Below are 26,640 nucleotides of genomic sequence, written 5' to 3'. Positions count from 1 at the left end.
AAGAATGTTTGTAGGTTATCTACCAGATATTGCAAAAAAATTCAAAAAGAATGAAATTTTGGCAAAAGTCTTTGGCTATCTTTATGACGCATTAGATGAGGATAGCGAGGTCTTTAGGCGAATCTCCAAAATGCAGGCAGGGGAGACTTTTGAAGTTTATTTTGATGGTGGCATCAAAGCTATCGAGCAAGCCTACTATACAAAATCGCCCAAAGAAGCATTTTATGAAAGCCATCAAGAAATGGTAGATTTTCAAATGGTTATCAATGGCAAGGAAATCTTTTTTGTCGCCCCAAATAGCCTTTGTGAAATAAAAACCCCCTTAGATTCTACAAAAGATTTGATTGAATATCACCCTAGTCCATATTGCTCTAGCATACTGCTTTTTGGAGGCAATTTAGCTGTCTTTGAAAGCATTGATGTCCATGCGGGAGGAATTGCCACAAATACAAGTGAATTAGTTCAAAAAGTGGTGGTAAAGATTCCAAAAGATTTGGTTAAATTAAATTTCTAAATTCTTAAGATTCTTAGAATCTCAATATCTCTCTAAAAATAAAATCACTTTGGGATTCTAATAAATGGGATTTAGAATCTACTTTGCATTATGCTTTTGCTTCCTTGATCATTTGATTAATGAAACTATCTATTTCTTTAGAAGTTTTAGAAGTTAAAGTGCTAGAATATCCATTGCCATAACTATATGCTTCTATTGCTTGTTTGTTTTTCAAGTCTTGATTTTCCTTTTCTAGCTTTTCTTTTTGATTGAGTATATCAAAAATACTTTGGGTAGTATCAAAGCTAGAGGCAAGAGAGGTTAAGAGACCGTTATGAGGACTTGTAAGATTGTTTGATTGCGGATAATCTACTTTAAAACTCATTAATCCAATTTTATTGTGAAGGGAGTATATATCATTTACAGAATAATTTGTATTTTGCGGTTCCCAAGATACTTTAATGCCATTGATTTCTATTGAATTTGATTGTGAGTAAAACCCTATAACTTTAGCAATGGAATCTGTAATTTTTTCTTGCTCTATGGGGGATAACATATTTGAAAGAGCAGAAAATAATTCATACCCTGTCGCAGCAATTTTGCTTTCATTATACTGAAATAATCCACTTTCTATTTCCCACAATATTTTTTCATCAATTTCATCTAATTTTTCAGTATTACCAAGATATTCTTTTGCTTTATTGAGAAACTTTTCATATTCATTATTTGTTCTATCTGCTTCTATTCTAGCCCCATAAGCAAATAAAATAGCAGAAACCTTTTTATCATATTTTAGCTCTGGATAGTCTCTTGATATTTCTATATCATCAACATTCATTGTTCTATTTAAGCCACCTTCAGAATAAAAGATAAAATCTCCCTTTAGTGTATCCTCTACTATTTCAGGATTAGCCTTATAGAATTTTAGCATTAGATTATCCATTTGCTCATTTAGGAAATCTTGTGCTTCTTGCATTTCTTGTTGAGTAATTTTTTGTCCAGAATAATCATTAACCTTATTTAATACTTGACCATGAAAGTGCAAATCTTGTGTATCTATTGTCATATAACTAGAAAATCCACTTTTATTTTTGTTTAATGATTTTTCAATATCAGTATTACAAATAGATTGCATAAAAGTTGCCGTAAAGAATCCGACATTCTTTTGAACTTTACTTAATATTTCCTCATCACTTTGAGTTTCTATCTGTGTATTTGATTCTTGTATTTCTTTATAACTTGTAGAATTAGCGGAGTTTGGACTGCTATAAATATTTAAATAATTAGAGTAAAAAGCACTTGAAACGCTAGCCATTTGCCTACCTTTTTCTAAAATCTAAAAAAAAAGCAAGCAAAAGGTGTTCCAATAGAGGCATTTAAGCCTTTATTGTGCTATTAAAACAAAATCACTCTCCTACAAACTCACTCCCAATCCCAGCACTCGTAAAAAGCTCCAATAAAAGTGAATGTGGAATCCTCCCATCAATGATATGGGCTTTCTCCACTCCATTGCTAATACAATCCAAACACGCTTCTACCTTAGGTATCATTCCTCCGCTAATCACGCCTTTTTCAATCAAGCGATTTGTTTCTTGCAATGTAAGGCTTTGAATAATCTTTTTGTCCTCATTTAAAACCCCTTGAGTATCTGTCAAGAATATTGCCTTTTTTGCCTTTGTGGCTATGGCTATGGCACTTGCAGCACTATCAGCATTGATATTAAAGCCCGGATGACCTGATTCTTCTCCACAAGCAATAGGGGCAATGACAGGCACAAGATTTTGCGCCAAAAGATTATCAATCACTTCTCCTTTGGTTGCAATAATCTCTCCTGTGTAACCATACTTCCCATTATTTTTTGGTTTTGCCAAAAAAAGTGAGGCATCTTTGCCACTAATCCCCAAAGCATTTACACCATGATAATTCAAAAATGCTGTAATCTCTTTATTAATCTCCCCACTTAGCACCATTTCTACGACTTTCAACGCCTCTAAACTTGTTACTCTAAGCCCATCAACAAATTCACTCTCAATCTCCAAAGCTCCTAACAACTCATTAATCCGCTTCCCCCCACCATGCACAATGATAGGCTTAATTCCGAGCATATAAAGCAAAACAATATCCATTGCAAATTGCTCTTTTAGCTCTGGATTTATCTGTGCAGCACCACCATATTTAATGACAATTTTAGAACCTCTAAAAAGTTTAATATAAGGAAGTGCGTCTAACAAAATTGAGACAATTTTAGAATGATTGTGCATTTTTCCCCTCTTTTGTAGTAAAATGTTTGTGAAATTATAACCCAAAAAAGGAATCCAAATGCAAAATAAAATCGTTTTTTTAGATGCTTCAAGCTTGGGAGAGAATAATCTCAAAGACAAATTACAACAGCTAGGCACATACACAGAATACCAAACCACAAGTCCCGATGAAACCTTAAGTCGCTGCAAAGAGGCAAATATCGTGCTAACTAATAAAGTCATCTTGGACAAAGAGATTCTTAACGCACTCAAAGATACTCTAAAACTTGTGTGTATCACCGCCACAGGAATGAATAATGTTGATTTGCAAACTGCAAAGAATCTTGGCATTGAAGTCAAAAATGTCGCTGGTTACTCCACAAAAAGCGTCGCTCAACATACTTTAATGATGGCTTTAGCTTTGAGTGCAAAACTCCCTTTTTATGATTCTTATTGCAAAAGTGGAGAATATGCAAAAAGCCCTATTTTTACGAATCTCTCCACACCTTTAGAATTGCTCAATGGCAAAAAATGGGGAATCATCGGGCTTGGAACTATTGGCTTGGAAGTCGCTAGACTTGCAAATGCCTTTGGTGCAGAAGTCAATTATTATTCCACAAGTGGAAAAAATCAAAATCCAAACTATACTTCTTTGCCTCTTGATGCTCTTTTGCAAACAAGCTCTATAATCTCAATCCACGCTCCACTCAATGAAGCAACGCAAGACTTAATCAACAAAAACAATCTTTGCAAAATCAAAGAAGGTGGAATCTTGATTAATGTTGGTAGAGGCGGGATTGTCAATGAAAAAGACTTAGCAGAAGAAATGCAAAAACGCGAAATTTATGCAGGATTTGATGTTTTCACCAAAGAACCTATGATAGAAAACCATCCCTTTTTGAATCCAAAAATTGCTAATCAGCTTATTCTCACGCCACACAATGCTTGGGGCTATGAAGATAGCAAGGAAATTTTGATTCAAGGCGTGCTAAAAAATATTCAAGAATTTTTAGCAAAATAAAGATATGGCAAAATCAGCTAAAAAAATAACGCCAAACCTCCCAAAGCAACAAAAGTGAGGCTTACACAAGCCCCATTTTTTCTTTGGCATCCTTGTAGGTTTTTTGGGCTATTTCTCTTGCGGTTTCTGCACCCTCTTCTAAAATTTTATGCAAATAGCTCGAATCTGCGATGAGTTTCTCATAAGATTCTCGGATTGGCTTTAGATTTTCAATCACAATCTCCGCTACTTTTGCCTTCAATTCTCCATAGCCTTTACCCGCAAAAAAGCTCTCAATTTGCTCTTTAGTTTCTTTGCTAAAGCATTGATAAATACTCAAAAGATTATAAACCCCAGCCCTATTTTCATCAAAAGCAATCAAGCCTTCAGAATCTGTTGTTGCTTTTTTGAATTTTCTTAGAATCTCATCAGGGCTATCTAACAGGGCTATCAGGTGATTTGGCTTATCTCCAGAGCTTTTGCTCATTTTTTTGGTAGGATCATCAAGCCCCATAATCCTAGCACCTTCTTTTTGGATAAGAGGCTTAGGCACGACAAAGGTTTCCCCAAAATCACGATTAAACCTCATCGCTGTATCCCTTGCTAATTCAATATGTTGCTTCTGGTCTTCCCCCACAGGCACATACTCGCTTTGATAGAGCAAAATATCCGCACTCATCAAATTTGGATAATTAAAAAGTCCTGCAAAAATGCTTTTGGGATTCTTTTGGCTTTTGTCTTTAAATTGCGTCATACGACTCAAATCTCCCATAGGTGTAATACAAGTCAAAAGCCAAGCTAGTGAAGTGTGTTCTTGAATCTCAGATTGAATAAAAAGCGTAGATTTCTTAGGATCAATCCCACAAGCAAGCAACATAGCACAAAGCTCAAAAGTCTTTTCTTTTAGTATTTTGGGATTTTGAGGGATTGTAATTGCATGAGAATTGACTACACAAAAAATATTTTCATATTCATTTTGTCTCTCTACCCAATTTTTTACTGCTCCAAGATAATTTCCCAAATGAATATTCCCCGTTGGCTGAATGCCCGAAAAAACGCGTGGTTGCTTATTAGAAATATCTTGTGATTCTTGCATAGTTTCTTCCCTTGTCAAATAAAATTGATTTTTGGGATTATAACAAAACTTTTACCAAAATTTTTTGTTAGAATTTTAAACCATATTCAAAAAAAAAGGAATCAAATGACTGCCACACTTACAAAACGAATTATCCCTTGTCTTGATATCAAAGATGGACGCGTGGTTAAAGGCGTCAATTTCCTTGGATTGCAAGATGCTGGAGATCCCATAGAAGTGGCAAAACGCTACAATGATGAGGGTGCAGATGAAATTACCTTTTTGGATATTACCGCAACAAGCGATGGGCGTAAAACCACAATAGAAATGGTAAAATCCGTCGCTAAAGAGATTTTTATTCCTCTAACTGTTGGGGGCGGGATAAAAAGCCTAGAGGATATTTACAATCTTTTAAATGTAGGCTGTGACAAAATTAGCTTGAATTCCTCTGCCATTGCCAATCCGGATTTAATCACACAGGGCGCTAAACGATTTGGCTCACAATGTATTGTAGTGGCTATTGATGCTAAGATGACTGAGAATAAAAAAGGTTGGGAAGTCTATACCCATGGGGGTAGAAAAAATACAGGGATTGACTTAGAGCAATGGGCAAAAGAAGCGTATGAAAGGGGTGCTGGAGAGATTTTGCTTACAAGCATGGATTGCGATGGCACCAAAAATGGCTATGATTTGCCACAACTTCAAAAAATCTCAAATCTTGTGGATATTCCACTCATCGCAAGCGGTGGTGCTGGGAGCAAAGAGCATATTTTGGAGGCTTTGTTAAATGGTGCAGACGCCGCCCTTGCTGCTTCAATCTTCCATTATCAAGAAATCCAAATTGCTAGCCTAAAGCACTTTCTTAGAGAAAGAGGCATTGCGGTGCGAATCTAGGCTATAAATCTAACTTGCAAATGAGATTCTACAAGTCTAGTCCGATGAATTTTCAAAAATCAAACAGCCCAGCTCTAAACTCAATGAGTCCTATGAAATCAAGCCCTATAAACTTCACAAATCTAAGCCATGCAATTCTAAATGTCATAGGCGTAAGCCCCCTAAATCCAACCCCCAAAAGCCCTCAAAAACCATGCAAGCTCTAGAAACACTCGGCTTGTTTGGGCTTTTTGGAATCTGCTTCCTCTCAAGCAGCCTCTATCCCTTAGGTTCTGAGGCTTTTGTTGCCTTTTTTGCGACTTTAGATTATTCTTTGATTCTTGTGTGGAGCGTCGCTACATTAGGCAATACATTAGGCTCTCTTAGCACCTATGCCGTGGGAAGAATCGGAGAGAATTTTATTTTGGGGAGATATTTTTCAAAAGCCAAAGAAATTACAAAAAGAAGCAAACAAGAGGAAAATGCAAAAAGGCTTACAAAATACCAAAAATACCTCAATTTTGTTAGTAAATATGGATTTATTGGAGCTTTTTTGAGTTTCTTGCCCTTTTTGGGAGATGTTTTTGCACTTGCTTTGGGGGCTGTAAAATACCCTTTTTGGAAAGCTACTTTTTTCATCGCCCTTGGCAAAGGACTGCGGTATTATCTCCTCATTAAAACCATGCAATTATTGAACTAATTGGCTATGCAACAAACATTGCTATTCATGCCTTAATGCATCAATAGGATTCAACCTTGAAGCTCTCCTAGCAGGAAGATACCCAAACAAAATTCCAATAAATGCAGAAAAAATAAATGCAATCAATGCCACACTATAATCAAAATCAAAAGGAATCTGCATCAAATGGCTAATCCCAAGAGAGCCAAAAAACGCCAAAATAATCCCAATAAGCCCTCCAAGCGAACTCAAAGTTACTGCTTCAATCAAAAATTGCAACAATACCTCACTTTCCAAAGCCCCAATAGCAAGACGCGTGCCAATTTCCTTAGTCCTCTCTGTAACAGAAACAAGCATAATATTCATAATCCCAATTCCACCCACAATCAAGCTTACCCCAGCAATTGCTCCCAAAAAAAGTGTAAGGTTGGCAGTGGTGCTTTTCATCATTTCAATAATTTGCTTTGTATCCATAATCTCAAAATCATCTTTTTGACCCTCGCGAATATTGCGTATCCCCCTTAATGCCCCTATAATTTCCCCTACTGCCATAGTCGAATCCACTTCATCTTTTAGCGAAATCATAAGTCGGCTAATATTATAAAGTGAATCAGACTTTGAAATACTGCGTTGATAAGTTTTGAGCGGCAACAAAATCACATCATCTTGATCATTTCCCATTGCACCTTGTCCCTTACTCTCCAAAATCCCAACACAATCACAGACAATACTTCCAAGCCTAATACGCATACCCAAAGGATTCACATTGTTTGTATTAAAGAGATTCTTACGCACACTCTCACCAATAATGCAAACATTGCTCCCTGCTCTATATTCTTCTTTGGTGAAATTTCTCCCTTGCGTTACTTCCCAATTAGTTGCGATAAAATAATCCGCATTGATACCTTGTGCTTGAGTTTGGGTATTACCTTGACGAAATTGAGCCAAAACGCTTGTGGAAGAGAGCGGTGCAATTGCTCGCACCAAATGCCCAATTTGCAATTCCAAATCCTCAACATCTTGTAGCATAAATTGCTTTCTTCCTCCCTTTCCGGGAGTTTGATCGCGTGCTGGGAAAACCAACAAAATATTGCTTCCAAGACTACTCATTCTCTCTGTGATTACTTGCGTGGTACCATTACCAAGAGTTATCATAATAATCACCGCCCCAACACCGATAATCACGCCAAGCATTGTAAGAATCGCACGCAAAAAATTCCTACGAATCTGCCTAAAAGCCAAGAAAAAAGCATTTAAGATCATTTTGTCACCTTTGAATCTGACCGCACTTTGCCATCTAAAAAGACAATTTCTCTTGTGGCATACTTTGCCATATCTGGCTCGTGGGTTACCATCAAAATAGTGATTTTAGATTCCAAATTCAAACGAGATAAAATCTCCATAATTTCAATACTTCTTTTGGTATCAAGATTCCCAGTTGGTTCATCTGCAAGCAAAAAAAGCGGTTTAGAGGCAATAGCCCTAGCAATAGCCACCCTCTGCTGCTGCCCACCACTTAGCTCATTGCTACTATGGTTATACCACTTATCTAATCCCACCATTTCTAATGCCTCCATAGATAGCCTAAGACGCTCCTTTTTGGGGACTTGCCTATAAAGCAATGGCAATTCAACATTTTCTAGCGCTGTTGTCCGCGGGAGCAAATTAAATCCCTGAAATATAAAGCCGATATAATGCCGCCTTAAAAGTGCTTTTTGTTTGAGATTCAAATCACAAACATTCACTCCACAAAAATCATAAATCCCATTTGTTGGACTATCAAGACAACCAAGAATATTTGCCATTGTAGATTTACCGCTCCCACTAGGTCCCATTAATGCGACAAATTCCCCTTGAGAGATTTCAAGATTCACGCCCCTTAATGCCTCAAAAACATTTGGGGGCTTCCCATAGCTTTTATGAATATCAATTAATTTGATAAATCCCATTATTTCCCTTGTTTTTGACCTGTAATGACAAGCATTTCTGGCTTGATAACATCGCTAAAAATCTGCGTATTTTGCCCATCACTCATTCCCACTTCTACTTCTACTTTTTTTGGGCTTCCATTTTCCAAAATCCATACCGCTCCATTACTAACTTCTTGTTGGATATTAGTTTTTTTATCGCGTTTTGGACGCATCTGCGCAAAAGGATTAAAAGAGGTCGATTTCTTTTTATTGTCTGTTTGGATACTTGGGGTAAAATAAAGCGCACTTGATGGGACAAGAAGAGTATTTTTGGCACTAGATACTTCAATATCAGCTGTCGCACTCATTCCCGGACGCAAAAGCAAATCTTTATTATCTACATAAATTCTCGCCTCATAACTCACAATTTCACTTGAAGTGGTAGTCGTGGAACTAGAAGAAGAGCTAGAAGAACTAGAGGCGTTAGAAGAGCCATAATTTACTCTATCTACTGCTGCTTTAAAAATTTTTGTAGGATAGGAATCTACGCTAAACTCTACTTTCTGCCCCACCTTCACCTTGCCGATATCTGCCTCTGAAATGCTTGCATTTAGCTCCATTTCCTCCAAACTTTCTGCAACAATAAAAAATTCCGGCGCTTGAAAGCTTGCCGCCACACTCTGCCCAACTTCGATAGAACGCTGCAATACCACTCCATCAATTGGACTTGTGATTTTTGAATTTTTTAAATCAACTTCAGTAGAACGAATCGAAGTTTCAATTTCTTTAATACTAGCCTTTCTTATTTCTACATTACTCAAAGCGTCATTATAAGCAGTTTTTGCTGTTTCTAGCTCTAAAATAGATGGGGTTTTGCCATTGGTTTTTTGATAAAGATCTTGGTATTGTTTGTATTGCCATTCTTTTTCATCTAAACTCACCTCTGCACTTTTTAATTGAGCCTTTGCGCTTTCTAATTGAGCTTGGTAGCGATAAAGATCTTGCTCAATACTTTCTGGATCTATCCTTGCTAAAATCTGCCCCTTTTTCACTTCATCATTCACATCGACTAACACCTCAAGCACTATCCCAGAAATTACTGTTCCAATTGAAACTTCATTAGTTGGCGAGAGAGTTCCATTAGCACTAATTGTGCTTGAAATATCCCCCATAAATGCCTTTTGTGTCTCATAGGTAATATCAGGTTTTCTATTATTCCACCAATAAATTCCACCCACTATAACAACAAAAATCGCACACACCATTCCCCACAATAAAAACATTTTTTTATAATTTCTTTTGGGATTGATAGTATTTAAAATATTTTGTGTATCTGTCATTTTGCTTCCTTTGAAAGATAGAAATTTCCACCAAAAGCCTTAAACAAAACTATTATGGCTTGTAATTGAGAATTTTTAGAGGTATTGAGATTCTTTTGGGAATTGTTAAGCGATGCTTTGTTAGTAAGATGTTCTAACTCATCAATCAACCCAATTGAACGCCTATTAGCTGAAAATTCATAATAACTTTTTGCATTTTCCAATCTTTGCTGATTGTTTTGAGTTTGCAATTCTGTGCTTTTGGTATTAAAAATAGCATTTTCAATTTCACCTAATGCGGTATTGAGATTCTTTTGCAAAGTTAAGTAAGTCTCTTGCAAAATAGCATCTTGTAAAAAATAATTTTGCGTTAGCTGCGTGCGATTTAAAATCGGGGCTGCCAAACTTGCTGCCAAACTCCATGCAAGATTCCCAGCATTGCCCTCTGATGAACCCAACACATCACTCAAATCCGCACTCAAAGAAAGAATCGGAAAAAGGCTTGCTTTGGCATTAGCCTTAGTATAAACTTGTGCATAAAAACTCTGGATAGATGCCTTGATATCCGGGCGAAAAAGCAAAACATCCGCTGGAGTAGTCTGAAGCGAAAAATTATTTGGGATAACAAAATGATAATTCCCGACTAAATTAAAAGGCAGATTCTTAATATCTAGCAAAACCAAAAGTGCATTTTTAGTTTCTTCTTGCAAAGTTTTTAGCTGCTCTAATGTATTTTGTTCATCAGTTAGCATATCTTGAGCATCAAAAAGCTCTGTGCTATCAAGCAATCCATTCTCGACTTTAAGACGCGTTAATTCCAAAATATCCTGATAATACAAAATATTTTCTTTGGTTAGCACAATATTTAAAGAAGTCTCCCTAAGTGTAAAATAAAGATTTGCCAAATCCCCCAAAAGCGTAATTTGCGCATTAGATAAATCTTCTAAAGATTGATAATAAAAAGATTCTTGAGCATTTTTAGCCGCATTTAAACGACCAAACAAATCCACTTCCCACGAAAGTGTTGCACCAATTTGCGTATTTTGGCTAGAAGATTCTACAATAGAGCTTCCATTAAGACTAGAAGAATTCCCCCTAGAATGACTATCTGTGGCACTAAGATTTGCACTCACTTGAGGAAATAACTCACCCCACGCACTTTTTAACTGGCTACGCACTTGAAGGATTCTAGCTTTGGCAATCTGTAAATCCATATTTTGCTTAATGGCAATTTCCACTAATTCATTGAACACCTCATCCTCAAAAAGAATCTTGATTTGCTCTTGTGGAGGCAAAATCTCTTGAGTGCGATTTTGTTTAGAAATTTGCTCTAAAATACTTTGATTAGCAAATTCTTGTGGAATTTTTTGCGTAATTTCTGCATCAGTTGGGAGCTTTGTAGAACAACCCACAAAAACAATAAAAACAACTATTCCCAAAATTATCCGAAACAAATTAATACCTTATTTTTTAATTGATTAAAATCATAGCACAGAAAAATAAAGGGAATGTGAAATTTTAAGATTTTTCCAGCTTCTTTGTGGATTTTTTTTCTTTAGGATACAGAGAAGTATGCCACAAAGAAAATCCAATCAACGCGATTCCAGCACCAATATGCAAGCGTCTAGCTGCTTTATTTTTTAAAAACATTGTGCTTCCTGCTGTTAAAAATAAGCTTGTAGCCATTCCAATCTTTGCAATTTCTCTTTTAGTTTCTAGCTTCGTTTTTTTCATATTTCTTCTTTGTGTATTTTTGATATTTTTTATAACTTTGATGAATCGTTTTTGCCATCAAAGCTCCACTTACAGCAGTCGCTGCCCATAAGATGAAATACATTTTATTCCTTTTTTACTTTGATTTTTTGAATCGCATTAAACAAAAGTGCAATGGTTGTGCCATTATGTGCAAAGGCTGTTTGAATCGCAGAAAGTTTGCCAAAAGTCGCCAATCCCAAAATCAAACTATTAATTCCCACTGTAATTTTAAAATTCCTCTGCACTTTATTAAGGCATGCAATAGCAAGCTCCCTTGCTTCAGCTACCGCTTCAATATCATCACGCAACAAAACAACATCGGCACTTGCTTTAGCAATATCCGCCCCTTTGTGCATTCCTATACCTGTATCAGCCTTAATGAGTGCGGGTGCATCATTAATGCCATCGCCCACAAAAGCAACCTTTTTGCCCTCTTGCATAATTTGCTCTAAAATCTCTGCTTTTTGCGTGGGTAAAAGCTCAGCATAATAGCGATTTATCCCAAGCTCTTTTGCAATTTGTGCGGCTTTTTGTTTGGTATCGCCTGTTAGCATAATAATTTCTTTTACCCCGCTTTGCCTCAATCTCTCCAAAGCTCTCTTAGAATTTTCTCTCAAAATGTCTTTGAGCAAAATTACACCCAACAGCTTAGAATCATAACCAATAAAAAGCGGGGTTTCGCCTCTTTTTAAGATTTTTTGTATTTCATTTTGATGCTGGATAAAAGAAATCCCCTCATCATCTTCCAAAAAATGCCGACTTCCAATCACAACGCTCTTGCCATTAATTTCACTTTTTACCCCATGTGCGACAATAAAAGTAACTTCATCGTGATGAAAATGCACAAATTCCTTTTCCTTTGCGGCTTTTACTACTGCTTGTGCGACAGGGTGAAAATAATGCTCTTCGATACTTGCAGCAAGATTCAAAATCAAATCTTCATTCCACTCTTTTGAAAAAGAATAAACTTCCAAAACCTCCAAATCCCCTTTGGTTAGAGTGCCTGTTTTGTCAAAAATAAACACTTCGCTCATTTGCAAAGATTCTAGGCTTTTTGCACCCTTTATAATAATCCCTTCTTTCCCCGCACTTGAAATAGCAGATTTAAAAGCCACGGGCGTAGTTAGCTTCAACGCACAAGAATAATCTGCCTGCAAAACACTTGCAGCACGCATTAAATCTCGCGTAAAAAGATAAGAAAAAATAGACAATCCCAAAGTAATAGGGACTAAAGAATCTGCCATCTTAGAAGCACTTAATTCTTTTGCGGATTTTTGCACCAAAGTTTCTTCAATATAATTTTTAATTCTTGCCATTGCGGTATCACCGCCCACACTTTCTGCCCATACCCTAATATTGCCTTCTTGGACAATTGTGCCAGATAAAACTCTATCCCCTCTACCTTTGTAAGTTGGAGTAGCCTCCCCTGTCATAGAAATTTGATTAACTAACGCTTCCCCTTTGATGATATGCCCATCAATCAAAATCGTTTCCCCCGCTCCTATAACGACAATATCCCCAATCTTTAATTCCTCACTTGACACTTGTTTAAGAGAAATTCCATTTTTGTCCCTAACTTCAATCCACGCATTTCCGCCAGTTGGCTTAGAAAGCTCTTTGATTAAATCATCACTCTTATACATTGTAATTTCTTCGATATATTCACCAAGTGCCAACATAAAATTTGTAGAATTAGCCGTTTTAAAATCTCTCAAATAGAGGGAAATTGCCACTGCCATTGCTTCTAGGGTGCGTGAATTAATGCCATTTTGCCAAGTTTCTTTGATTCCACTTACAAGCAAAGGAAAACAAGCAATAAGAGAAAATCCCATTTTAAGAGGCAAACTATTCAAAAAAGGGGAAACTAATAATGCTGTTGTAGCCCTTACCACTTCAGCCGAGCTTGGAATCTCATCTCTTAGCGCTAAATAGCTATCTTCATTTTTTTGGATATTGCACTGCTTAATATGCTTCAATAAAATTTGATAGATTGTTTCTTGAATCCGCTCTAAATCCCCATTATATTGAACAATAATATTATTCAATATTGTATTAATACGCACATTTAAAATCCCTGGAAGACTATCTAATTCGATGCGTAAAGGCATAGGATTAACCCTAAAATCCTTCAAGCAAGAATATTTAAATCTTGCACGATTCTTTGTAGAATGGATAAGTTTCAGCGTTAGAGCGTATTTAAATTGAGTGTACATTTTATTCTTGTGAATTTACCTCTGCTTTGGCATCTTCATAACGCTCTTTTAATTCCTCTATACCTGCTTCAAAAAGTCCGCTCACTTTTGCAAATCCTTTGAAAATGGCTCTTTGTGCATTTTCATTAGTCAAAATAAAAGTCGCCACTGCACCAATTAATGCACCTTTGATAAAATCTTTTTGTGTGTTTTGATCCCCAAAAACATTCAAAATGCCATTGTTTTGCTTATCTGCATTTTGCTGCGTGTTTGTAGAATTATTTTGTATATAGGGATTATTTGGATTTGGTTGATTTGTCATTTACTCTCCTTGTTGTGAAATTTTGTGAATTTTGCTTAAAAGCTTGTTGGATTCCATATACACCAGCCACCCCTAATGCTACATAGGACATTGCCTCTAGGACATTTGACAAAGGCTTTTTAGCAGGATTTCCAAGTGCATTAGTTGCTGCAATACCACTTGCTGCAATAATTCCTCCCTCAAGCGTTGCTTTTAATGTGGTATTAATCGCTTCGCTTTTGCTCACTTCACCTTTTTTATATTTGGAATATTCATAAACTCCGCTTACCATAGCTCCGATAATTGAACCACTTATCGTATGCCCAACGACAGAACGCGGGATTCCTGTATTTATTATCATCAATAATCCTTCAAGCTATTTATTCTACTTTTTGTGATTTTTTTGTAAGTCTTTTTCTAACAACCCGCTTCACTTCTACATTATTATTTGGAGTTTTCTCATTGTCTTTTTTAGGTTTTGCACAATCTTCCCCATCTAGCTTAGCAAAACTTTTTGCAAAATCAACTCCCTTTTGAAGCATATCTTTTTTGGTAAATAACAATGCTACTCCAGACCCGATTACTAAACCTGCGATAAATGGTAATGCCATAATCTACTCCTTATTTTGATTTAAAAATTCATTGAGAATAATCGCCCCAAACGCTCCCAAAATCATTCCACCCATAAGGGAATAATTAAGCTTATTGAGGAAAGCCTCCAACTGCCCTTGTGTAAGCTCTCCATTTTGGAGTTGCGCTACAATTTCTCCTGTCTCACTCAAAAGTGCTCTGCCATTATTGATTTTATCCAACAAACTAGTATTTGCATTCAAAGCATTAAAGAGTGAAGGAATGTGATTGTTAAAAGAAGCAGCTTGCAAACGATAAAAAGTATCAAGCACCAAAGAATCTTGCTCCCCCTCAATCAAAGAATTATAAAGTGCGATATTTTGATTTTCATTCTCTATTGCCGCTTCTAAAGCCTCTGATAAAGTATTAGGTATCACAATATCTTCATAAGGATTCTGCGGAATTGGCACATTGAGATTTTGCAAATGCAAACTCAAAGCATTGATATGGTTTGCCTCTGATTGAAACAAATTCGCAAAAGGCATTCCATAAAGCTGCATAGCCTTGTTATAAAAGCTATATGCCTTGTACTCGTCATCTAATGCGATTAATATTTTCTCTTGTGTTGTCATCCAATCTCTTTTATCATCAAATTAATTTTTTGGGCAATTTCCTCAAGCCTCTCACCCTTTATGCAAGATTCCCAATAAATAGGCTCAAATAAATTAGTATCATATTGTATAGTAAGTGAGCCAATAATCTTATTAAACTTGATAGATTTTATAGCAGGGCTAGCTTCTATTGCCTCTAAAATATTAAAGGGATTAATTGTATCATTTTCTTGCAAGAATTTTTTTAATTTTGCACTTGCACGCAATCGGATTCTACCATCAATATGGTGAATAATAGAAAAATATTCTGCAAACATTTCTAAGTCTTGAGGCGTGATAGAATAATTTTGTATCAAACTTTTCTCCCCCAACGATATTATCTCCCCTAAATTTTCAAAATATTAAGCTCAAAAATAGGAATTATAATACAACACCATTAATATAAACTTAAATATTGATGCTATTAAATAAATTATGGGATATTCTCATAGTTTAATAATGCCTATTAACAACGATTTTGATTGCTAACTATCATATAATAATGATAACTATAAATATCCTTTCTGCATTCATCGATTCAACATTATAGACTTTTATTAAAACTTAACTTAGAAATAACAAAAAAAATGCTAAGATTCCAAAAAATTTTAACAAGGGAACATTAATGCAACGACCACAAATAGACACAAAAGCTGTAGCAAAGTTTTTTGAAGAATGCAAAGCAAATGAAGTTGAATTCATAGATTTTAGATTCACAGATATCAAAGGCATATGGCACCATCTTTCTTTTAGTGCAAGTGCAATTGATGAAAGCAGTTTTGAAGGAATCCCTTTTGATGCGAGTTCTATCCATGGTTGGCAACCTGTAGATAAATCGGATATGATTTTGATTCCTGATCCTGTGCGATATTTTATCGACCCATTTACCGCTGATACAACAATGGTAGTTTTCTGCGATGTGTGGGATATTTACAAAAATGAACCTTATGAGAAATGCCCTCGCAGTATCGTAAAAAGAGCAATGAAATACCTAAAAGAGAGCGGGATTGGAGATGTTGCATATTATGGACCAGAAAATGAGTTTTTTGTCTTTGATTCTATCAAAATCAAAGATTCTGTGAATTGCCAGTATTACGAAATCGACACAGAAGAAGGCGAATGGAATCGGGACAAAGAATTTGATGGAGTAAATATGGGGCATCGACCTGGGACAAAGGGGGGATACTTCCCAGTAGCTCCAGTGGATTCTATGGTAGATATCCGTGCAGAAATGGTTAAAGTGCTTAATCAAGTAGGTTTAGAAACTTTTGTAGTGCATCATGAAGTAGCACAAGGGCAAGGTGAAATTGGTGTGAAATTTGGCGATATGCTCGAAGCAGCCGACAATGTCCAAAAGCTTAAATATGTCGTCAAAATGGTTGCACACCTTAATGGCAAAACTGCCACTTTTATGCCAAAACCACTTTATAACGACAATGGCAGCGGAATGCACACACACATTAGCATTTGGAAAGAAGGGAAAAACCTCTTTGCAGGGGACGCATACGAAGGTTTAAGCGAAATGGCATTACACTTCCTAGGCGGAGTGCTAAAACACGCGCGCGGACTAGCAGCTTTTACAAATGCAAGCACAAACTCTTATAAAAGACTAATTCCGGGCTTTGAGGCACCAAGTATCCTTACATATTCTGCACAAAATCGTAGTGCTAGTATCCGAATCCCCTATAATAGCGGAGAAAAAGCTAAGAGAATGGAATTTAGATTCCCTGATAGCTCTAGCAATCCTTATCTTGCATTTTCTGCATTACTCATGGCTGGACTTGATGGAATTACACAAAAATGCGATCCGGGCAAACCTATGGAAGTCAATCTCTTTGAATTAACTCTTGATGAAATCCGCGAAAAAGGCATCAAACAACTCCCACACACTTTACGCCACGCTGTGGAAGAAATGCTTGTAGATAGAGCTTATCTCAAAGAGGGAGCAGTATTTTCTGAAGAATTTATTCAAACTTACAAAAAATTCAAATTTGAAACAGAAATTTGGCCTTGGGAAGGACGCCCACACCCATTTGAATTTTTAACAACTTATAGTTGCTAGGATTCGACTTCCTAGCCTTCAAGCTTATTCTCCAACAAGGTTTTCAATGTGGTTTTTATTTTCTCCAAGTGAAAAAAAGCACCTCCATCACCCCAAAGAAACTCTCAATACAGCTATATTCTATGATAACTTTTTGGCACAAAATCTACAAGAAGTTTTAGAAAAATACGCCTCTTATCTACAAACAAGCAATGATTATGCTATCCAAAAACTTTTTGGGACTAAGCACATTCCCCTAGAAGAGCTTGCTCTAGCGCAAAATATTCTCAATTCCCCTATTGTGGATTCTATTTTGCGTTATAGTGGAGTAGCCTATAAAGCACTAGATTTTCTTGCTCTAAACACAAAAGAACAAAATTACCTCAAACAGCGAGTACTGATTTTTTCGAATCTTTTTGGGATTCTTAGGGCAGAAGATAAAATTCCCTATTATGATTTAAAACAAGGTGAAGGATTTTTGGATTTTGATACCAAAAATTTTTACAAACAAAACCGAGCAAATTTCCTAAATTTCCTCAACAAAGAAAAAGAAATTTTGGATTTACGCGCAGGTTTTTATCAAAAATGTTTAGAGTTGCCACAAGACTTTATCATCTATGAACCCATTTTCCTCAAAAATTCAAAAGTTGTTAGCCACTATGCCAAACACTATCGAGGGATTCTACTCAAAGAATGTGCCAAAAGCCAACTACAAAGCCTAAATGACTTAAAAAACCTAGAAATACAAGGCTTAAAATTACTCAATATTGACACAAAGACAATCAAAAATATCCAAAAAAACTTTTTAACTTATGAAGTAAAAAATGATTGATTTTGTGTATAATTTGGATTTTAACAAACATAAGGAAAGAGAATGAAATTTCGCGGAAAAAATGTTTTAATCACAGGTGCAAGCAAAGGAATTGGTGCAGAAATTGCAAAAGAACTCGCTCAAATGGGCTTAAAAGTGTGGATTAATTATCGCTCCAAACCCGAACTTGCAGATAATCTCAAAAAAGAAATAGAAAATAATGGAGGACAAGCCGCTGTTATTTGCTTTGATGCAACTAATGAAAAAGATTTTATCGCTGGGATAGAAGCAATTCTTAGTAGCGATGGAGAATTAAGCTATCTTGTCAATAATGCAGGCATTACCAACGATAAACTTTCTATGCGTATGCAGGTAGAAGATTTTAATGGGGTTTTAGAGGCTAATCTCACTTCTTGTTTTATTGGTTGCAGAGAAGCATTAAAAATTATGCGAAAACAAGGTTATGGTAGCGTAGTTAATATCGCCTCTATCATAGGAGAAATCGGTAACATTGGGCAATGCAATTATGCAGCTAGCAAAGGCGGTATGATAGCTATGACAAAATCCTTTGCCAAAGAAGGTGGAAGCAAAGCAATCCGTTTTAATTGCATTACTCCGGGATTCATTCAAAGCGATATGACAGAAAACCTAAAAGAAGAAATCAAAGCTTCTTATGCTGCAAATATTCCACTAGGCAGATTTGGAAATGGGAAAGAGGTTGCAGGAGCAGTTGCATTTTTACTTTCAGACCACGCAAACTATATCACTGGCGAGGTTTTAAAAGTAAATGGCGGATTATATATGTAAAATTTAATTTTTTTAAGAAAAACTTAGATACAATAACAATTTATGAATTTTTGTAAGGAGATTTAAATGGCAATTTTTGATGATGTAAAGGCAGTTGTAGTAGAGCAGCTCAATGTAAATGAAGGTGAAATAAAGCCTGAATCAAGATTTGTAGAAGATTTAGGTGCAGATTCTTTGGATGTTGTAGAGCTTGTTATGGCATTAGAAGAAAAATTTGATATTAATGTGCCTGATGAAGATGCAGAAAAAATTTCAACCGTTGGCGATATTGTAGCTTATATCGAAAAAGCAAAAAACTAAAAACACAAAGTATGCCTTTTTGGCATACACAAAATTATATATGCGAGGATAGAAAATGCGAAGAGTAGTAGTTACAGGAATAGGAATGATTAATTCTTTGGGATTAAATAGAGAAGATTCTTTTAGAGCTATTATCGAAGGAAAATGTGGAATTAAAACAATCTCCTCTTTTGACGCTTCGGAATTTCCCGTAAAAATTGCTGCAGAAATTACGGATTTTGATCCAAATAGCGTAATGGATGCTAAAGAAGTCAAAAAAGCAGACCGATTTATTCAGCTTGGCATTAAAGCCTCCAAAGAAGCTATGGAAGATAGCGGGCTAGTAGATTCACAAAAGAATTTACTTGTAGATGGCGAAAGATTTGGAATCAGCTCCGCTTCTGGTATTGGCGGATTAGGAAATATCGAAAAAAACTCTGTAATTAATTTTGAAAAAGGTCCTAGACGCATTTCTCCATTTTTTATTCCTTCTGCATTAGTTAATATGCTTGGTGGATTTATCTCGATTGATTTTTCACTAAAAGGACCAAATCTAGCAAGCGTTACAGCGTGTGCGGCAGGGACTCATGGCATTATTGAAGCTGCTAAAACTATTATGTTAAATAGCGCAGATAGAATGCTTGTAGTGGCAGCGGAATCTGCGATATGTGGAGTTGGAATTGGTGGATTTGCAGCGATGAAAGCACTTTGTGATAGGAATGATGAACCACAACTCGCTTCAAGACCTTTTGATGCACAAAGAAGTGGTTTTGTTATGGGAGAAGGGGCTGCGGCTCTTGTATTGGAAGATTATGAAATCGCAAAAGCTAGGGGTGCTAAAATTTATGCAGAATTAGTTGGATTTGGTGAAAGCGGAGATGCAAATCACATTACTACACCAGCTCCCGAAGGAGAAGGTGCTTATAGAGCAATGAAAGCGGCACTTGCTATGGCAAATACTCAAGTTGATTATATCAATGCACACGGGACTAGCACCAAATACAACGATTACTATGAAACATTGGCATTAAAAAAAGTATTCAATGGTTCTGTCCCTCCTGTAAGCTCAACAAAAGGACAAATTGGGCATTGTCTTGGTGCTGCTGGAGGACTAGAGGCAGTCATTTCTATTATGGCAATGCAAAAAGGAATATTGCCCCCAACAATCAATCAAACGCAAAAAGACCCCGATTGCGATTTAGATTATATTCCAAATGTTGCTAGAGAAGCAAAAATTGACACAATTATGAGCAATTCCTTTGGTTTTGGTGGGACCAATGGGGTAGTGATTTTCAAAAGAGTGTAAAAAAGTGGCAACCTATTTAGATTTCGAACTCAAAATCAAAACACTTCAAGAAAATATCGCGACTGCCCAACTCAAGGGTGATACACACGCCATAGAGATTCTTCAAAAAGATTTAGAAAAAGAAGTAGAAAGAGTTTATTCAAATCTCTCAGATTACCAAAAGCTACAATTAGCTAGACACCCTGATAGACCCTATGCGATGGATTATATAGGAATTTTATTAAAAGATTCAATAGAAATTCATGGCGATAGACATTTTAGCGATGATAATGCCATTGTTTGTTTTTTGGGGAAAATTGACCATCAAAAAGTAATGGTAATTGGCGAAGAAAAAGGTAGAGGGACCAAAAACAAACTGCAAAGAAATTTTGGTATGCCAAACCCAGAAGGCTATCGCAAAGCCTTGCGTGTTGCAAAAATGGCTGAAAAATTTGAAATTCCGCTTTTAATGTTTGTAGATACGCCCGGTGCATATCCCGGAGTTGGTGCAGAAGAAAGAGGGCAAAGTGAAGCCATTGCAAAGAATCTTCAAGAATTTAGCCAACTTAAAATCCCCACAATCTCTATTGTTATAGGCGAGGGAGGAAGCGGCGGAGCTTTAGCTATTAGTGTTGCTGATAGGCTTGCAATGATGGAATACTCTGTATTTAGCGTAATCTCCCCAGAGGGCTGTGCGGCAATTTTATGGAATGACCCAAGTAAAATTGAAAATGCCACGCAAGCACTCAAAATTACGCCTAATGAATTAAAAGCCGCAAAACTCATTGATGATATCATCAAAGAGCCAATCATTGGAGCACATAGAGACAAAGAAGGAGCCGCACAAGCCATCAAAGAATATTTTTTAAATTCACTAAAAGAGATTCAAAATGATAAAAACTATCTGCAAACACGCTATGATAAGCTAATGTCTTATGGGAGTTTCCAATAATTTCAAAATAGCTATCATCGGTGCAGGTGCTAGTGGAATCTTTTGTGCAACCTTGCTTGCTTCTTTGAAGATTCCCCTTATTCTTTTTGACAAAAATAAAACCCTTGGCAAAAAACTCCTAGCCACTGGTAATGGGCATTGCAACATTCACAATAAAAACCTAAAACACTCATACTACCAAAGCACAAGTTTCACCCCTCAAGAAATCCAAACTATTCTTAATAATTTTGATTATTTTGCTTTTGAAAAGCATTGCAAAAAAATCGGATTATTCTTAGAATGCAAAGATAATGGCAAAATCTATCCAGCCTCTAGCAGTGCAAAATCTGTCATCAATATCTTTGAATCCTTGCTCAAAGAATCTCATATTTCCTTAAAGTTGCAAGAAGAAATTCTTTCTCTTTCTTACAAAGAAGAATCTTTTTGCCTCCAAAGCACCCAAAATTCTTATACTTTTTCACATGTTATTCTTGCTTGTGGCAGTGAAGCCTCACCAAAACTCGGAGGAAGCGACAAAGGCTTACTTCTGGCTCAAAAATTAGGATTAGAGATTCTACCCACCTACCCTTCTTTAGTCCCTCTTAAACTCAACTCTACTGCTATTAACAATCTAAGCGGTATTAAAATCAAAGCAAACATCACCCTAAAGGACGATGATTCCACTTTATTTAAAACCCATGATGATATACTTTTTACCAATTATGGAGTATCTGGCTTTGGCATTTTGGACCTTTCATCCTATTTGCACCAAGCCAAAAATCCAAAAATCATCTTAGATTTATTGCCTAATTTTTCCTCCCAACAACTTGAAAAGTCTTTGATTTATCTTATCAAAAGCTACCCAAATAGAAGCACAAAAGAAATTTTAAGCGGCTTTATTCACCCCAAACTAGCTCAACTATTAAGCGAGAATCTCAAATTAAAAATCACCAACACAAAAACCATCAAACACACAATCTACACACTCAAAAACCTACTTTTAGATTCTCCAAGTTATTATGGCTTTGAAAGTGCGGAAGTTAGCGGAGGCGGTGTAAGTGGAAATGAAATTTCAAAACAAACTTTTGAAAGCAAAAAGTTTAAAAATCTCTATCTCATCGGAGAAATGCTAGATATAGTTGGCAATAGAGGTGGCTACAATCTTGCTTTTGCGTGGGCTAGTGCATGGGCTTGTACAAAAGCCATAAGCACCCACTTAGCACAAAGGGGATTATAAAATTCCCAAATGCAATTGCCCTGCATACAAAATATACATTCTTAATGCAAAAACCCCAATCATAATAGAAACCGCATTCAAAAGAATGAAATTAACCTTATAGGCATGATTTTTAAGTGCGGTTAATGCAATCACGCTCGGAATAACCACACTAAAGCCAATCACTCCAAGCCAAAATACCCACGCCCAAGCCCCAACACTTAAAGCAGTAATTGCGGCTATTGCTTTTTCTCCTCCTTGAAAATATAAACCCACAAAAAGTGCAAAAAGTAACAAAGATTCAATAGGAATAACCCGCAAATCCATTGTCAAAAGATATTTAGTAGTATTTTGTGAAACTTCTTTTTCAAAAAACAACAATCCCACACAGATACAAGCTGCAATTCCGCTAGATAAACCACTTGCAAGAAATAAAATAGGCAAAATAGGACTATTATAAAGAGGGAATGTTTGCACCGCAGAAAGAAGGAATCCTGTATAAACCCCCACACCCGCAGCCAAAGCAAATACCAATCGTCCAAACCAAAGAGAATGTGCTTCAAGCCAATCTAAGATTCCACTAAATGTTTTCATTAATCCGCCCAAAAAGCTATTTTCAAGTGCATTTCTATACCTCATCACTGCATATACCACAGAAAGCGGAGTATAAAAAAGAAGCAACAACACCCCCAAAGACATCACCGAGCTAAAATTATAGGTAATCAGCAAACGATAAAAATTAAGTGGTTTTGTCAAATCAAAAATCAAAAGCACTAATCCCAAAATAATTGTCAATGGAGCAATCAAAACTCCCGCTCTTACAAATGCGTCCCATGGGGCTTTCTTTTGTGGATTCATCCACTCCACACTCAAAGCCGTCATCATCGCCCCGCTCGATAATCCCGCCAAAAACAAATAAACTGCAATCAACCAATGCCATACAATACTCGGATTCTCCGGTCCCCAAATCTCATTCATAGCTCAATACCTCCTTTGTTGTTAGGAATAACAAATAATTTTGGCTTTGTCCCCAAATGTGGCTTGTTTGTGATAAAAGGTTTTGTGGATAAAATATCAAAAATCGGACTATTTGGGTCATCTAAATCCCCAAAAATCAACGCATCTGTCGGACATACTGCAACACAAGCAGGCTCTCCATATTGCTTTAGGTGGGTATGCTTACAAAAATTACACTTATCTGGAACTTTTGTTTCTGGATTGACATAACGCGCATTATATGGGCAAGCCACCACACAATAAAGACAGCCCACGCATTTATTTGCATCAATATCCACAATCCCATCTTCATCCATAAATGAAGCATGGGTTGGACAAACCGTCACACAGGGCGTATGTTCGCACATTTCACAAGAATGCCTCACATAATTAAAAGACAAATTTGGAAAAACTCCATGGGGTCCATCCATTTTTACTTTAAGCCTAAAAAAGCCATCAGGAACTGCATTTTCGCTCCTACAAGCAATCGTGCAACCTTGACAACCAATACATTTTATAGAATCGTGAATCATCGCATATTTTGCCATTTTTTACCCCTCAACCTTTTGAATTTTTACGCCAATTGTATGCACATTATTTCCTGCCACAGGCGAAATAGTGTTTTCTAGCAAATGCCCCGCACTCAATCCTTTGCCATAAGAAATAGTATTGTGCTTGCTTGTATGCCCAAAACCAAAATATGCAAAAAGCGTATCCTCTCTAATCCCAATTGTCGGTAGAACACTGCCAATTTGGCTTCCATTTTTGCTTGTAATTTTGATTTTATCTCCTTTTTTGAGATTCATCTCTTTTGCCACTTTTTCATGAATCCACACTGCATTATCATTCATCAAAGTATTAAGCCATGGAACATTAGCTGTATGCCCATTTGTATGCACCGCGGTTTTGCCTTGAATAAAATAAAAATCCCCATCACCTTTTAGTTTTGGATCATTATAAGTCAATCCCCCTCTACCGCAAGCTTTTTGCAACACTTCATCATAAAGCTCTATTTTTCCACTTTTGGTATTACATTTCAAAAACTCTGCAAACTCATTATCAGAATCCAAAAACTGCTTAGAATTAGGGTATTTCTCTACAAATTTTTTAACACTTTCTGGATCTCTAGCAAGAAGAGGGATTCCATAGCTCATCAAGCCTTTATGCTTGATTTCAAACATATCTTCTGGATACTCATATCCTTGTTTCATTCTAAAATCGTCCATATCTTTATAAGGAAATGCGTCGCCATAACCCATTTTTTGTGCAAGTTCCAAATAAATTTGCCAAGAGGGCTTTGTATTTCCAATCGTTTTTACTACTTTTTGACGCACTTGATAGCCCGGATTTTTTCCATTATTTGCCAAAAATTGCTCATCTCGCTCCAAATAAGTAGATTCTGGCAATATAATATCTGCATATTGTGCGGTATCTGAAATATAAACATCCACACACACAAATAACTCAAGCTTTTTAATCGCCTCCACCACAGAATCAGAGCCTGCCACAGTCATCACAGGATTAGAACGCGTAATAAACACGCCTTTTAGCGCATAAGGATTACCGCTTAAAATACATTCATAAATTTTGCTATAAACACCACGATTCTTAGGAATCTTGCTAAATTCCCCTTCTTTAACATCCACAAAGTCAATGCGAGGTTGTTTTGGCTCTGGAAGTTTTGGAAGAATCGAGCCTTTAAATATAGGCGCTACCTTTTCTCCTGCAATTTTATTGTAGATTCCAGCTCCTTTTGGAAAATACAATCCACCTTTAACTTCCATATTCCCCAAAAGTGCGTTTGCAATTGCAATAGAACGCCTAAATTCAATCTCTTCTGGAGTAAATGTCGCCCTATGCCCAAAATCCACCATACAATGCGGTGCGAAACTCGCACACTCTCTAGTTAGTGCAATAATTTTATCAGCAGGAATATCGCATTCTTTTGCCATTTTTTCTGGAGTATAATCTTTAATGCTTTCTTTAAGCTTATCAAAGCCGATAGTGTATTTTTCGACAAATTTTTTATCATACAACTCTTCAAAAATCAAAGTGTGCAAAAAAGCCATCATAAAGGCAGCATCTCCACCCGGGCGAATTGGAATCCACTCGCTTGCTTTTGAAGACAAAATAGAAAATCTCGGATCAAGGGAAACCAATTTACAGCCATTTTCTAATGCCTGTGTAATACCTCTTGCATAGCTAATCACCATACCTTCATACACATTATGTCCAAAATTCAACATAAACTTACAATTTGCAAAATCTCTGCTTACTCCGCCATTTCCATACACACTCATTAATGCTGTCGTATAGCCTGAAGGACAAGTATTCCCATGATCAAAAGTATTTGGGCTACCATAAGCATAAGCAAATTGATTTAAAAAGGTTTGTTCAGGACCTGTTTTTGATGCAAATGCAACCGTATGTGCTCCGTATTTTTCTTTAATTTCATTAAGTTTCTTTGCAATATACTCATACGCTTCTTCCCAACTGACCTCTTTCCATTTGCCTTCCCCTCTCTCTCCCACTCTCATAATAGGATTAACAAGGCGATTTGGATCATAAAGCTGACTTACTCCTGAACCTCCCCTAGCACAAACTGCCCCACCTGTGGCAATAGAAAAGGGATTCCCTTGTATAAATACTTTGCTCCCATTATCCACTCTTGCTTCAATAGGACAACGAGTGCTACACATTTCACAAATGCTAGGGACAAATTTAGATGAACCTTCAATTTTTCCGCTAAAAGCACCAAGAGTCCCGGGCATACCCAATGCCACAGAGCCTACCCCCATACCTTTTAGAAAATCTCTACGATGAATACTCAACTTCTCCTCCTTAATATTTAGCTTACACTTTTATTTTACTACCTTAGATAAAAAAAGAAATGTAATAAAATCACATAAACCAGCATTTTCTTTATATAAATTTTTATATAATTTATATAAAATTTTTCATCTTTTTATCTCTATAAATTCCTATATTTAGGTAATTTATAGCAATGAAATTATTCATTTTTGTTATTTTTACCAAATATAAAATGTAATATTTTGTAACACATATTACAAACACAATAAACACTATTTCTTATATTTGATTCCTAACCACTTAAAACTATTATAAACGGAAATATTTGCCACAACCACGAATGATTAAATTTCTCAAAGGCTAGAAATAGAGGAATCTTTTGTCGCTATATTATTTGTATTGATTA

General features: G+C 36.3%; 29 protein-coding genes. 11 read left to right on the top strand and 18 right to left on the bottom strand.

The features are described from left to right. Window positions 1–4 precede the first annotated feature (4 nt). Window positions 5–514, top strand: coding sequence for a YhcH/YjgK/YiaL family protein (locus EL247_RS00575; RefSeq protein ID WP_005021877.1), 510 nt, complete (start codon window positions 5–7; stop codon window positions 512–514). Between the two features lie 88 nt (window positions 515–602). Here EL247_RS00575 and EL247_RS00570 read toward each other — a convergent pair whose 3' ends face one another. Next, complete coding sequence (locus EL247_RS00570) at window positions 603–1,808, bottom strand: hypothetical protein (RefSeq protein WP_104745403.1); 1,206 nt, start codon at window positions 1,806–1,808, stop codon at window positions 603–605. Window positions 1,809–1,899: 91 nt separating this feature from the next. Next, a complete protein-coding gene (gene argB, locus EL247_RS00565; RefSeq protein WP_104745404.1) occupies window positions 1,900–2,754 on the bottom strand; it encodes an acetylglutamate kinase in 855 nt (284 codons plus the stop codon). A gap of 58 nt (window positions 2,755–2,812) precedes the next feature. On the opposite strand from argB, the gene EL247_RS00560 reads away from it, so the two are divergent. Beyond that, the gene (locus tag EL247_RS00560) at window positions 2,813–3,754 is read left to right on the top strand and encodes a D-2-hydroxyacid dehydrogenase (protein ID WP_054195313.1); all 942 of its coding nucleotides are present in this window, start codon (window positions 2,813–2,815) and stop codon (window positions 3,752–3,754) included. Window positions 3,755–3,815: 61 nt separating this feature from the next. On the opposite strand, the gene trpS is transcribed toward EL247_RS00560, so the two are convergent. Next, window positions 3,816–4,829, bottom strand: a complete 1,014-nt coding sequence (gene trpS, locus EL247_RS00555) for a tryptophan--tRNA ligase (RefSeq protein WP_060661431.1) — start codon at window positions 4,827–4,829, stop codon at window positions 3,816–3,818. A 105-nt stretch (window positions 4,830–4,934) separates the two neighbouring features. On the opposite strand from trpS, the gene hisF reads away from it, so the two are divergent. Together hisF and EL247_RS00545 are read left to right on the top strand one after the other, a co-directional pair. Further along, window positions 4,935–5,702 carry an imidazole glycerol phosphate synthase subunit HisF gene (gene hisF / locus EL247_RS00550; protein ID WP_005021869.1) on the top strand — a complete coding sequence of 256 codons (768 nt, stop codon included), beginning with the start codon at window positions 4,935–4,937 and terminating at the stop codon, window positions 5,700–5,702. Between the two features lie 193 nt (window positions 5,703–5,895). Then, entirely contained in the window at window positions 5,896–6,381 is a 486-nt protein-coding gene (locus EL247_RS00545) for a YqaA family protein (protein ID WP_104745405.1), read from the top strand. Between the two features lie 21 nt (window positions 6,382–6,402). On the opposite strand, the gene EL247_RS00540 is transcribed toward EL247_RS00545, so the two are convergent. From EL247_RS00540 to EL247_RS00490, 12 genes are all read right to left on the bottom strand, one after another. Beyond that, window positions 6,403–7,623, bottom strand: coding sequence for an ABC transporter permease (locus EL247_RS00540; protein WP_104745406.1), 1,221 nt, complete (start codon window positions 7,621–7,623; stop codon window positions 6,403–6,405). Then, window positions 7,620–8,309, bottom strand: a complete 690-nt coding sequence (locus tag EL247_RS00535; RefSeq protein ID WP_104745407.1) for an ABC transporter ATP-binding protein — start codon at window positions 8,307–8,309, stop codon at window positions 7,620–7,622. Before EL247_RS00535 ends, EL247_RS00540 begins: the two co-directional genes overlap by 4 nt. Then, entirely contained in the window at window positions 8,309–9,610 is a 1,302-nt protein-coding gene (locus EL247_RS00530) for an efflux RND transporter periplasmic adaptor subunit (protein ID WP_104745408.1), read from the bottom strand. Before EL247_RS00530 ends, EL247_RS00535 begins: the two co-directional genes overlap by 1 nt. After that, window positions 9,607–11,043 (bottom strand): TolC family protein, encoded by a 1,437-nt coding sequence (locus EL247_RS00525; protein WP_104745409.1) that lies wholly within the window; start codon window positions 11,041–11,043, stop codon window positions 9,607–9,609. Before EL247_RS00525 ends, EL247_RS00530 begins: the two co-directional genes overlap by 4 nt. Before the next feature lie 64 nt (window positions 11,044–11,107). After that, window positions 11,108–11,323, bottom strand: a complete 216-nt coding sequence (locus EL247_RS00520) for a hypothetical protein (RefSeq protein WP_005021861.1) — start codon at window positions 11,321–11,323, stop codon at window positions 11,108–11,110. Continuing rightward, window positions 11,298–11,426: a hypothetical protein gene (locus tag EL247_RS08685; RefSeq protein WP_005021859.1), complete on the bottom strand. Its 129-nt coding sequence runs from the start codon at window positions 11,424–11,426 to the stop codon at window positions 11,298–11,300. Before EL247_RS08685 ends, EL247_RS00520 begins: the two co-directional genes overlap by 26 nt. Before the next feature lies 1 nt (window position 11,427). Further along, on the bottom strand, window positions 11,428–13,557 hold the full coding sequence (locus tag EL247_RS00515; RefSeq protein WP_126441909.1) for a heavy metal translocating P-type ATPase: 2,130 nt from the start codon (window positions 13,555–13,557) through the stop codon (window positions 11,428–11,430). 1 nt (window position 13,558) lies between these two features. After that, the gene (locus EL247_RS08595) at window positions 13,559–13,858 is read right to left on the bottom strand and encodes a hypothetical protein (RefSeq protein ID WP_005021855.1); all 300 of its coding nucleotides are present in this window, start codon (window positions 13,856–13,858) and stop codon (window positions 13,559–13,561) included. Beyond that, window positions 13,833–14,198 (bottom strand): hypothetical protein, encoded by a 366-nt coding sequence (locus EL247_RS00505; RefSeq protein WP_104745410.1) that lies wholly within the window; start codon window positions 14,196–14,198, stop codon window positions 13,833–13,835. Before EL247_RS00505 ends, EL247_RS08595 begins: the two co-directional genes overlap by 26 nt. 19 nt (window positions 14,199–14,217) lie before the next feature. Continuing rightward, window positions 14,218–14,448: a hypothetical protein gene (locus tag EL247_RS00500; RefSeq protein WP_005021849.1), complete on the bottom strand. Its 231-nt coding sequence runs from the start codon at window positions 14,446–14,448 to the stop codon at window positions 14,218–14,220. A gap of 3 nt (window positions 14,449–14,451) precedes the next feature. After that, window positions 14,452–15,039, bottom strand: a complete 588-nt coding sequence (locus EL247_RS00495) for a ferritin-like domain-containing protein (protein ID WP_104745411.1) — start codon at window positions 15,037–15,039, stop codon at window positions 14,452–14,454. Beyond that, window positions 15,036–15,374 carry an HMA2 domain-containing protein gene (locus tag EL247_RS00490; protein ID WP_005021844.1) on the bottom strand — a complete coding sequence of 113 codons (339 nt, stop codon included), beginning with the start codon at window positions 15,372–15,374 and terminating at the stop codon, window positions 15,036–15,038. Before EL247_RS00490 ends, EL247_RS00495 begins: the two co-directional genes overlap by 4 nt. Window positions 15,375–15,682: 308 nt before the next feature. Here EL247_RS00490 and glnA point away from each other — a divergent pair, with 308 nt between their 5' ends. The 7 genes from glnA to EL247_RS00455 all read left to right on the top strand — a co-directional run bounded on the left by glnA (window position 15,683) and on the right by EL247_RS00455 (window position 22,448). Beyond that, complete coding sequence (glnA, locus tag EL247_RS00485; RefSeq protein WP_005021841.1) at window positions 15,683–17,119, top strand: type I glutamate--ammonia ligase; 1,437 nt, start codon at window positions 15,683–15,685, stop codon at window positions 17,117–17,119. A gap of 46 nt (window positions 17,120–17,165) precedes the next feature. Beyond that, on the top strand, window positions 17,166–17,930 hold the full coding sequence (locus tag EL247_RS00480) for a YaaA family protein (RefSeq protein WP_126441908.1): 765 nt from the start codon (window positions 17,166–17,168) through the stop codon (window positions 17,928–17,930). Window positions 17,931–17,972: 42 nt separating this feature from the next. After that, the gene (fabG, locus tag EL247_RS00475) at window positions 17,973–18,716 is read left to right on the top strand and encodes a 3-oxoacyl-ACP reductase FabG (RefSeq protein ID WP_005021838.1); all 744 of its coding nucleotides are present in this window, start codon (window positions 17,973–17,975) and stop codon (window positions 18,714–18,716) included. Between the two features lie 66 nt (window positions 18,717–18,782). Beyond that, complete coding sequence (gene acpP, locus EL247_RS00470) at window positions 18,783–19,016, top strand: acyl carrier protein (RefSeq protein WP_005021837.1); 234 nt, start codon at window positions 18,783–18,785, stop codon at window positions 19,014–19,016. 55 nt (window positions 19,017–19,071) lie between these two features. Beyond that, entirely contained in the window at window positions 19,072–20,301 is a 1,230-nt protein-coding gene (locus EL247_RS00465) for a beta-ketoacyl-ACP synthase II (RefSeq protein ID WP_005021836.1), read from the top strand. Between the two features lie 4 nt (window positions 20,302–20,305). Next, the gene (gene accA, locus EL247_RS00460; protein ID WP_005021834.1) at window positions 20,306–21,232 is read left to right on the top strand and encodes an acetyl-CoA carboxylase carboxyl transferase subunit alpha; all 927 of its coding nucleotides are present in this window, start codon (window positions 20,306–20,308) and stop codon (window positions 21,230–21,232) included. After that, the gene (locus EL247_RS00455; RefSeq protein WP_104745412.1) at window positions 21,216–22,448 is read left to right on the top strand and encodes an aminoacetone oxidase family FAD-binding enzyme; all 1,233 of its coding nucleotides are present in this window, start codon (window positions 21,216–21,218) and stop codon (window positions 22,446–22,448) included. Before accA ends, EL247_RS00455 begins: the two co-directional genes overlap by 17 nt. Here the strand turns inward: EL247_RS00455 and nrfD are convergent. The 3 genes from nrfD to phsA are packed head-to-tail and all read right to left on the bottom strand — an operon-like array spanning window position 22,443 to window position 26,254. Further along, window positions 22,443–23,405 (bottom strand): NrfD/PsrC family molybdoenzyme membrane anchor subunit, encoded by a 963-nt coding sequence (gene nrfD, locus EL247_RS00450; protein ID WP_060662950.1) that lies wholly within the window; start codon window positions 23,403–23,405, stop codon window positions 22,443–22,445. The two genes, EL247_RS00455 and nrfD, sit on opposite strands and share 6 nt — an antisense overlap. Beyond that, complete coding sequence (locus EL247_RS00445; protein WP_005021831.1) at window positions 23,402–23,971, bottom strand: 4Fe-4S dicluster domain-containing protein; 570 nt, start codon at window positions 23,969–23,971, stop codon at window positions 23,402–23,404. The genes nrfD and EL247_RS00445 overlap by 4 nt, the downstream gene beginning before the upstream one ends. 3 nt (window positions 23,972–23,974) lie before the next feature. Beyond that, window positions 23,975–26,254, bottom strand: a complete 2,280-nt coding sequence (gene phsA / locus EL247_RS00440; RefSeq protein WP_232019768.1) for a thiosulfate reductase PhsA — start codon at window positions 26,252–26,254, stop codon at window positions 23,975–23,977. Window positions 26,255–26,640 lie beyond the last annotated feature (386 nt).

The organism is Helicobacter pullorum (genome assembly GCF_900638355.1).
In the GTDB taxonomy this organism is placed as follows: Bacteria; Campylobacterota; Campylobacteria; order Campylobacterales; family Helicobacteraceae; genus Helicobacter_D; species Helicobacter_D pullorum.
The sequence above is the reverse complement of the archived record's forward strand: the minus strand, read 5'-3'. Positions and strand labels throughout refer to the sequence as shown.

What these genes read in the sequence shown, in the direction of transcription:
- EL247_RS00575 (WP_005021877.1), top strand. Translation starts at nt 5, where the DNA reads ATGTTTGTAGGTTATCTACCAGATATTGCAAAAAAATTCAAAAAGAAT.
- EL247_RS00570 (WP_104745403.1), bottom strand. Translation starts at nt 1,808, where the DNA reads ATGGCTAGCGTTTCAAGTGCTTTTTACTCTAATTATTTAAATATTTAT.
- argB (WP_104745404.1), bottom strand. Translation starts at nt 2,754, where the DNA reads ATGCACAATCATTCTAAAATTGTCTCAATTTTGTTAGACGCACTTCCT.
- EL247_RS00560 (WP_054195313.1), top strand. Translation starts at nt 2,813, where the DNA reads ATGCAAAATAAAATCGTTTTTTTAGATGCTTCAAGCTTGGGAGAGAAT.
- trpS (WP_060661431.1), bottom strand. Translation starts at nt 4,829, where the DNA reads ATGCAAGAATCACAAGATATTTCTAATAAGCAACCACGCGTTTTTTCG.
- hisF (WP_005021869.1), top strand. Translation starts at nt 4,935, where the DNA reads ATGACTGCCACACTTACAAAACGAATTATCCCTTGTCTTGATATCAAA.
- EL247_RS00545 (WP_104745405.1), top strand. Translation starts at nt 5,896, where the DNA reads ATGCAAGCTCTAGAAACACTCGGCTTGTTTGGGCTTTTTGGAATCTGC.
- EL247_RS00540 (WP_104745406.1), bottom strand. Translation starts at nt 7,623, where the DNA reads ATGATCTTAAATGCTTTTTTCTTGGCTTTTAGGCAGATTCGTAGGAAT.
- EL247_RS00535 (WP_104745407.1), bottom strand. Translation starts at nt 8,309, where the DNA reads ATGGGATTTATCAAATTAATTGATATTCATAAAAGCTATGGGAAGCCC.
- EL247_RS00530 (WP_104745408.1), bottom strand. Translation starts at nt 9,610, where the DNA reads ATGACAGATACACAAAATATTTTAAATACTATCAATCCCAAAAGAAAT.
- EL247_RS00520 (WP_005021861.1), bottom strand. Translation starts at nt 11,323, where the DNA reads ATGAAAAAAACGAAGCTAGAAACTAAAAGAGAAATTGCAAAGATTGGA.
- EL247_RS08685 (WP_005021859.1), bottom strand. Translation starts at nt 11,426, where the DNA reads ATGTATTTCATCTTATGGGCAGCGACTGCTGTAAGTGGAGCTTTGATG.
- EL247_RS00515 (WP_126441909.1), bottom strand. Translation starts at nt 13,557, where the DNA reads ATGTACACTCAATTTAAATACGCTCTAACGCTGAAACTTATCCATTCT.
- EL247_RS08595 (WP_005021855.1), bottom strand. Translation starts at nt 13,858, where the DNA reads ATGACAAATCAACCAAATCCAAATAATCCCTATATACAAAATAATTCT.
- EL247_RS00505 (WP_104745410.1), bottom strand. Translation starts at nt 14,198, where the DNA reads ATGATAATAAATACAGGAATCCCGCGTTCTGTCGTTGGGCATACGATA.
- EL247_RS00500 (WP_005021849.1), bottom strand. Translation starts at nt 14,448, where the DNA reads ATGGCATTACCATTTATCGCAGGTTTAGTAATCGGGTCTGGAGTAGCA.
- EL247_RS00495 (WP_104745411.1), bottom strand. Translation starts at nt 15,039, where the DNA reads ATGACAACACAAGAGAAAATATTAATCGCATTAGATGACGAGTACAAG.
- glnA (WP_005021841.1), top strand. Translation starts at nt 15,683, where the DNA reads ATGCAACGACCACAAATAGACACAAAAGCTGTAGCAAAGTTTTTTGAA.
- EL247_RS00480 (WP_126441908.1), top strand. Translation starts at nt 17,166, where the DNA reads ATGTGGTTTTTATTTTCTCCAAGTGAAAAAAAGCACCTCCATCACCCC.
- fabG (WP_005021838.1), top strand. Translation starts at nt 17,973, where the DNA reads ATGAAATTTCGCGGAAAAAATGTTTTAATCACAGGTGCAAGCAAAGGA.
- acpP (WP_005021837.1), top strand. Translation starts at nt 18,783, where the DNA reads ATGGCAATTTTTGATGATGTAAAGGCAGTTGTAGTAGAGCAGCTCAAT.
- EL247_RS00465 (WP_005021836.1), top strand. Translation starts at nt 19,072, where the DNA reads ATGCGAAGAGTAGTAGTTACAGGAATAGGAATGATTAATTCTTTGGGA.
- EL247_RS00455 (WP_104745412.1), top strand. Translation starts at nt 21,216, where the DNA reads ATGGGAGTTTCCAATAATTTCAAAATAGCTATCATCGGTGCAGGTGCT.
- nrfD (WP_060662950.1), bottom strand. Translation starts at nt 23,405, where the DNA reads ATGAATGAGATTTGGGGACCGGAGAATCCGAGTATTGTATGGCATTGG.
- EL247_RS00445 (WP_005021831.1), bottom strand. Translation starts at nt 23,971, where the DNA reads ATGGCAAAATATGCGATGATTCACGATTCTATAAAATGTATTGGTTGT.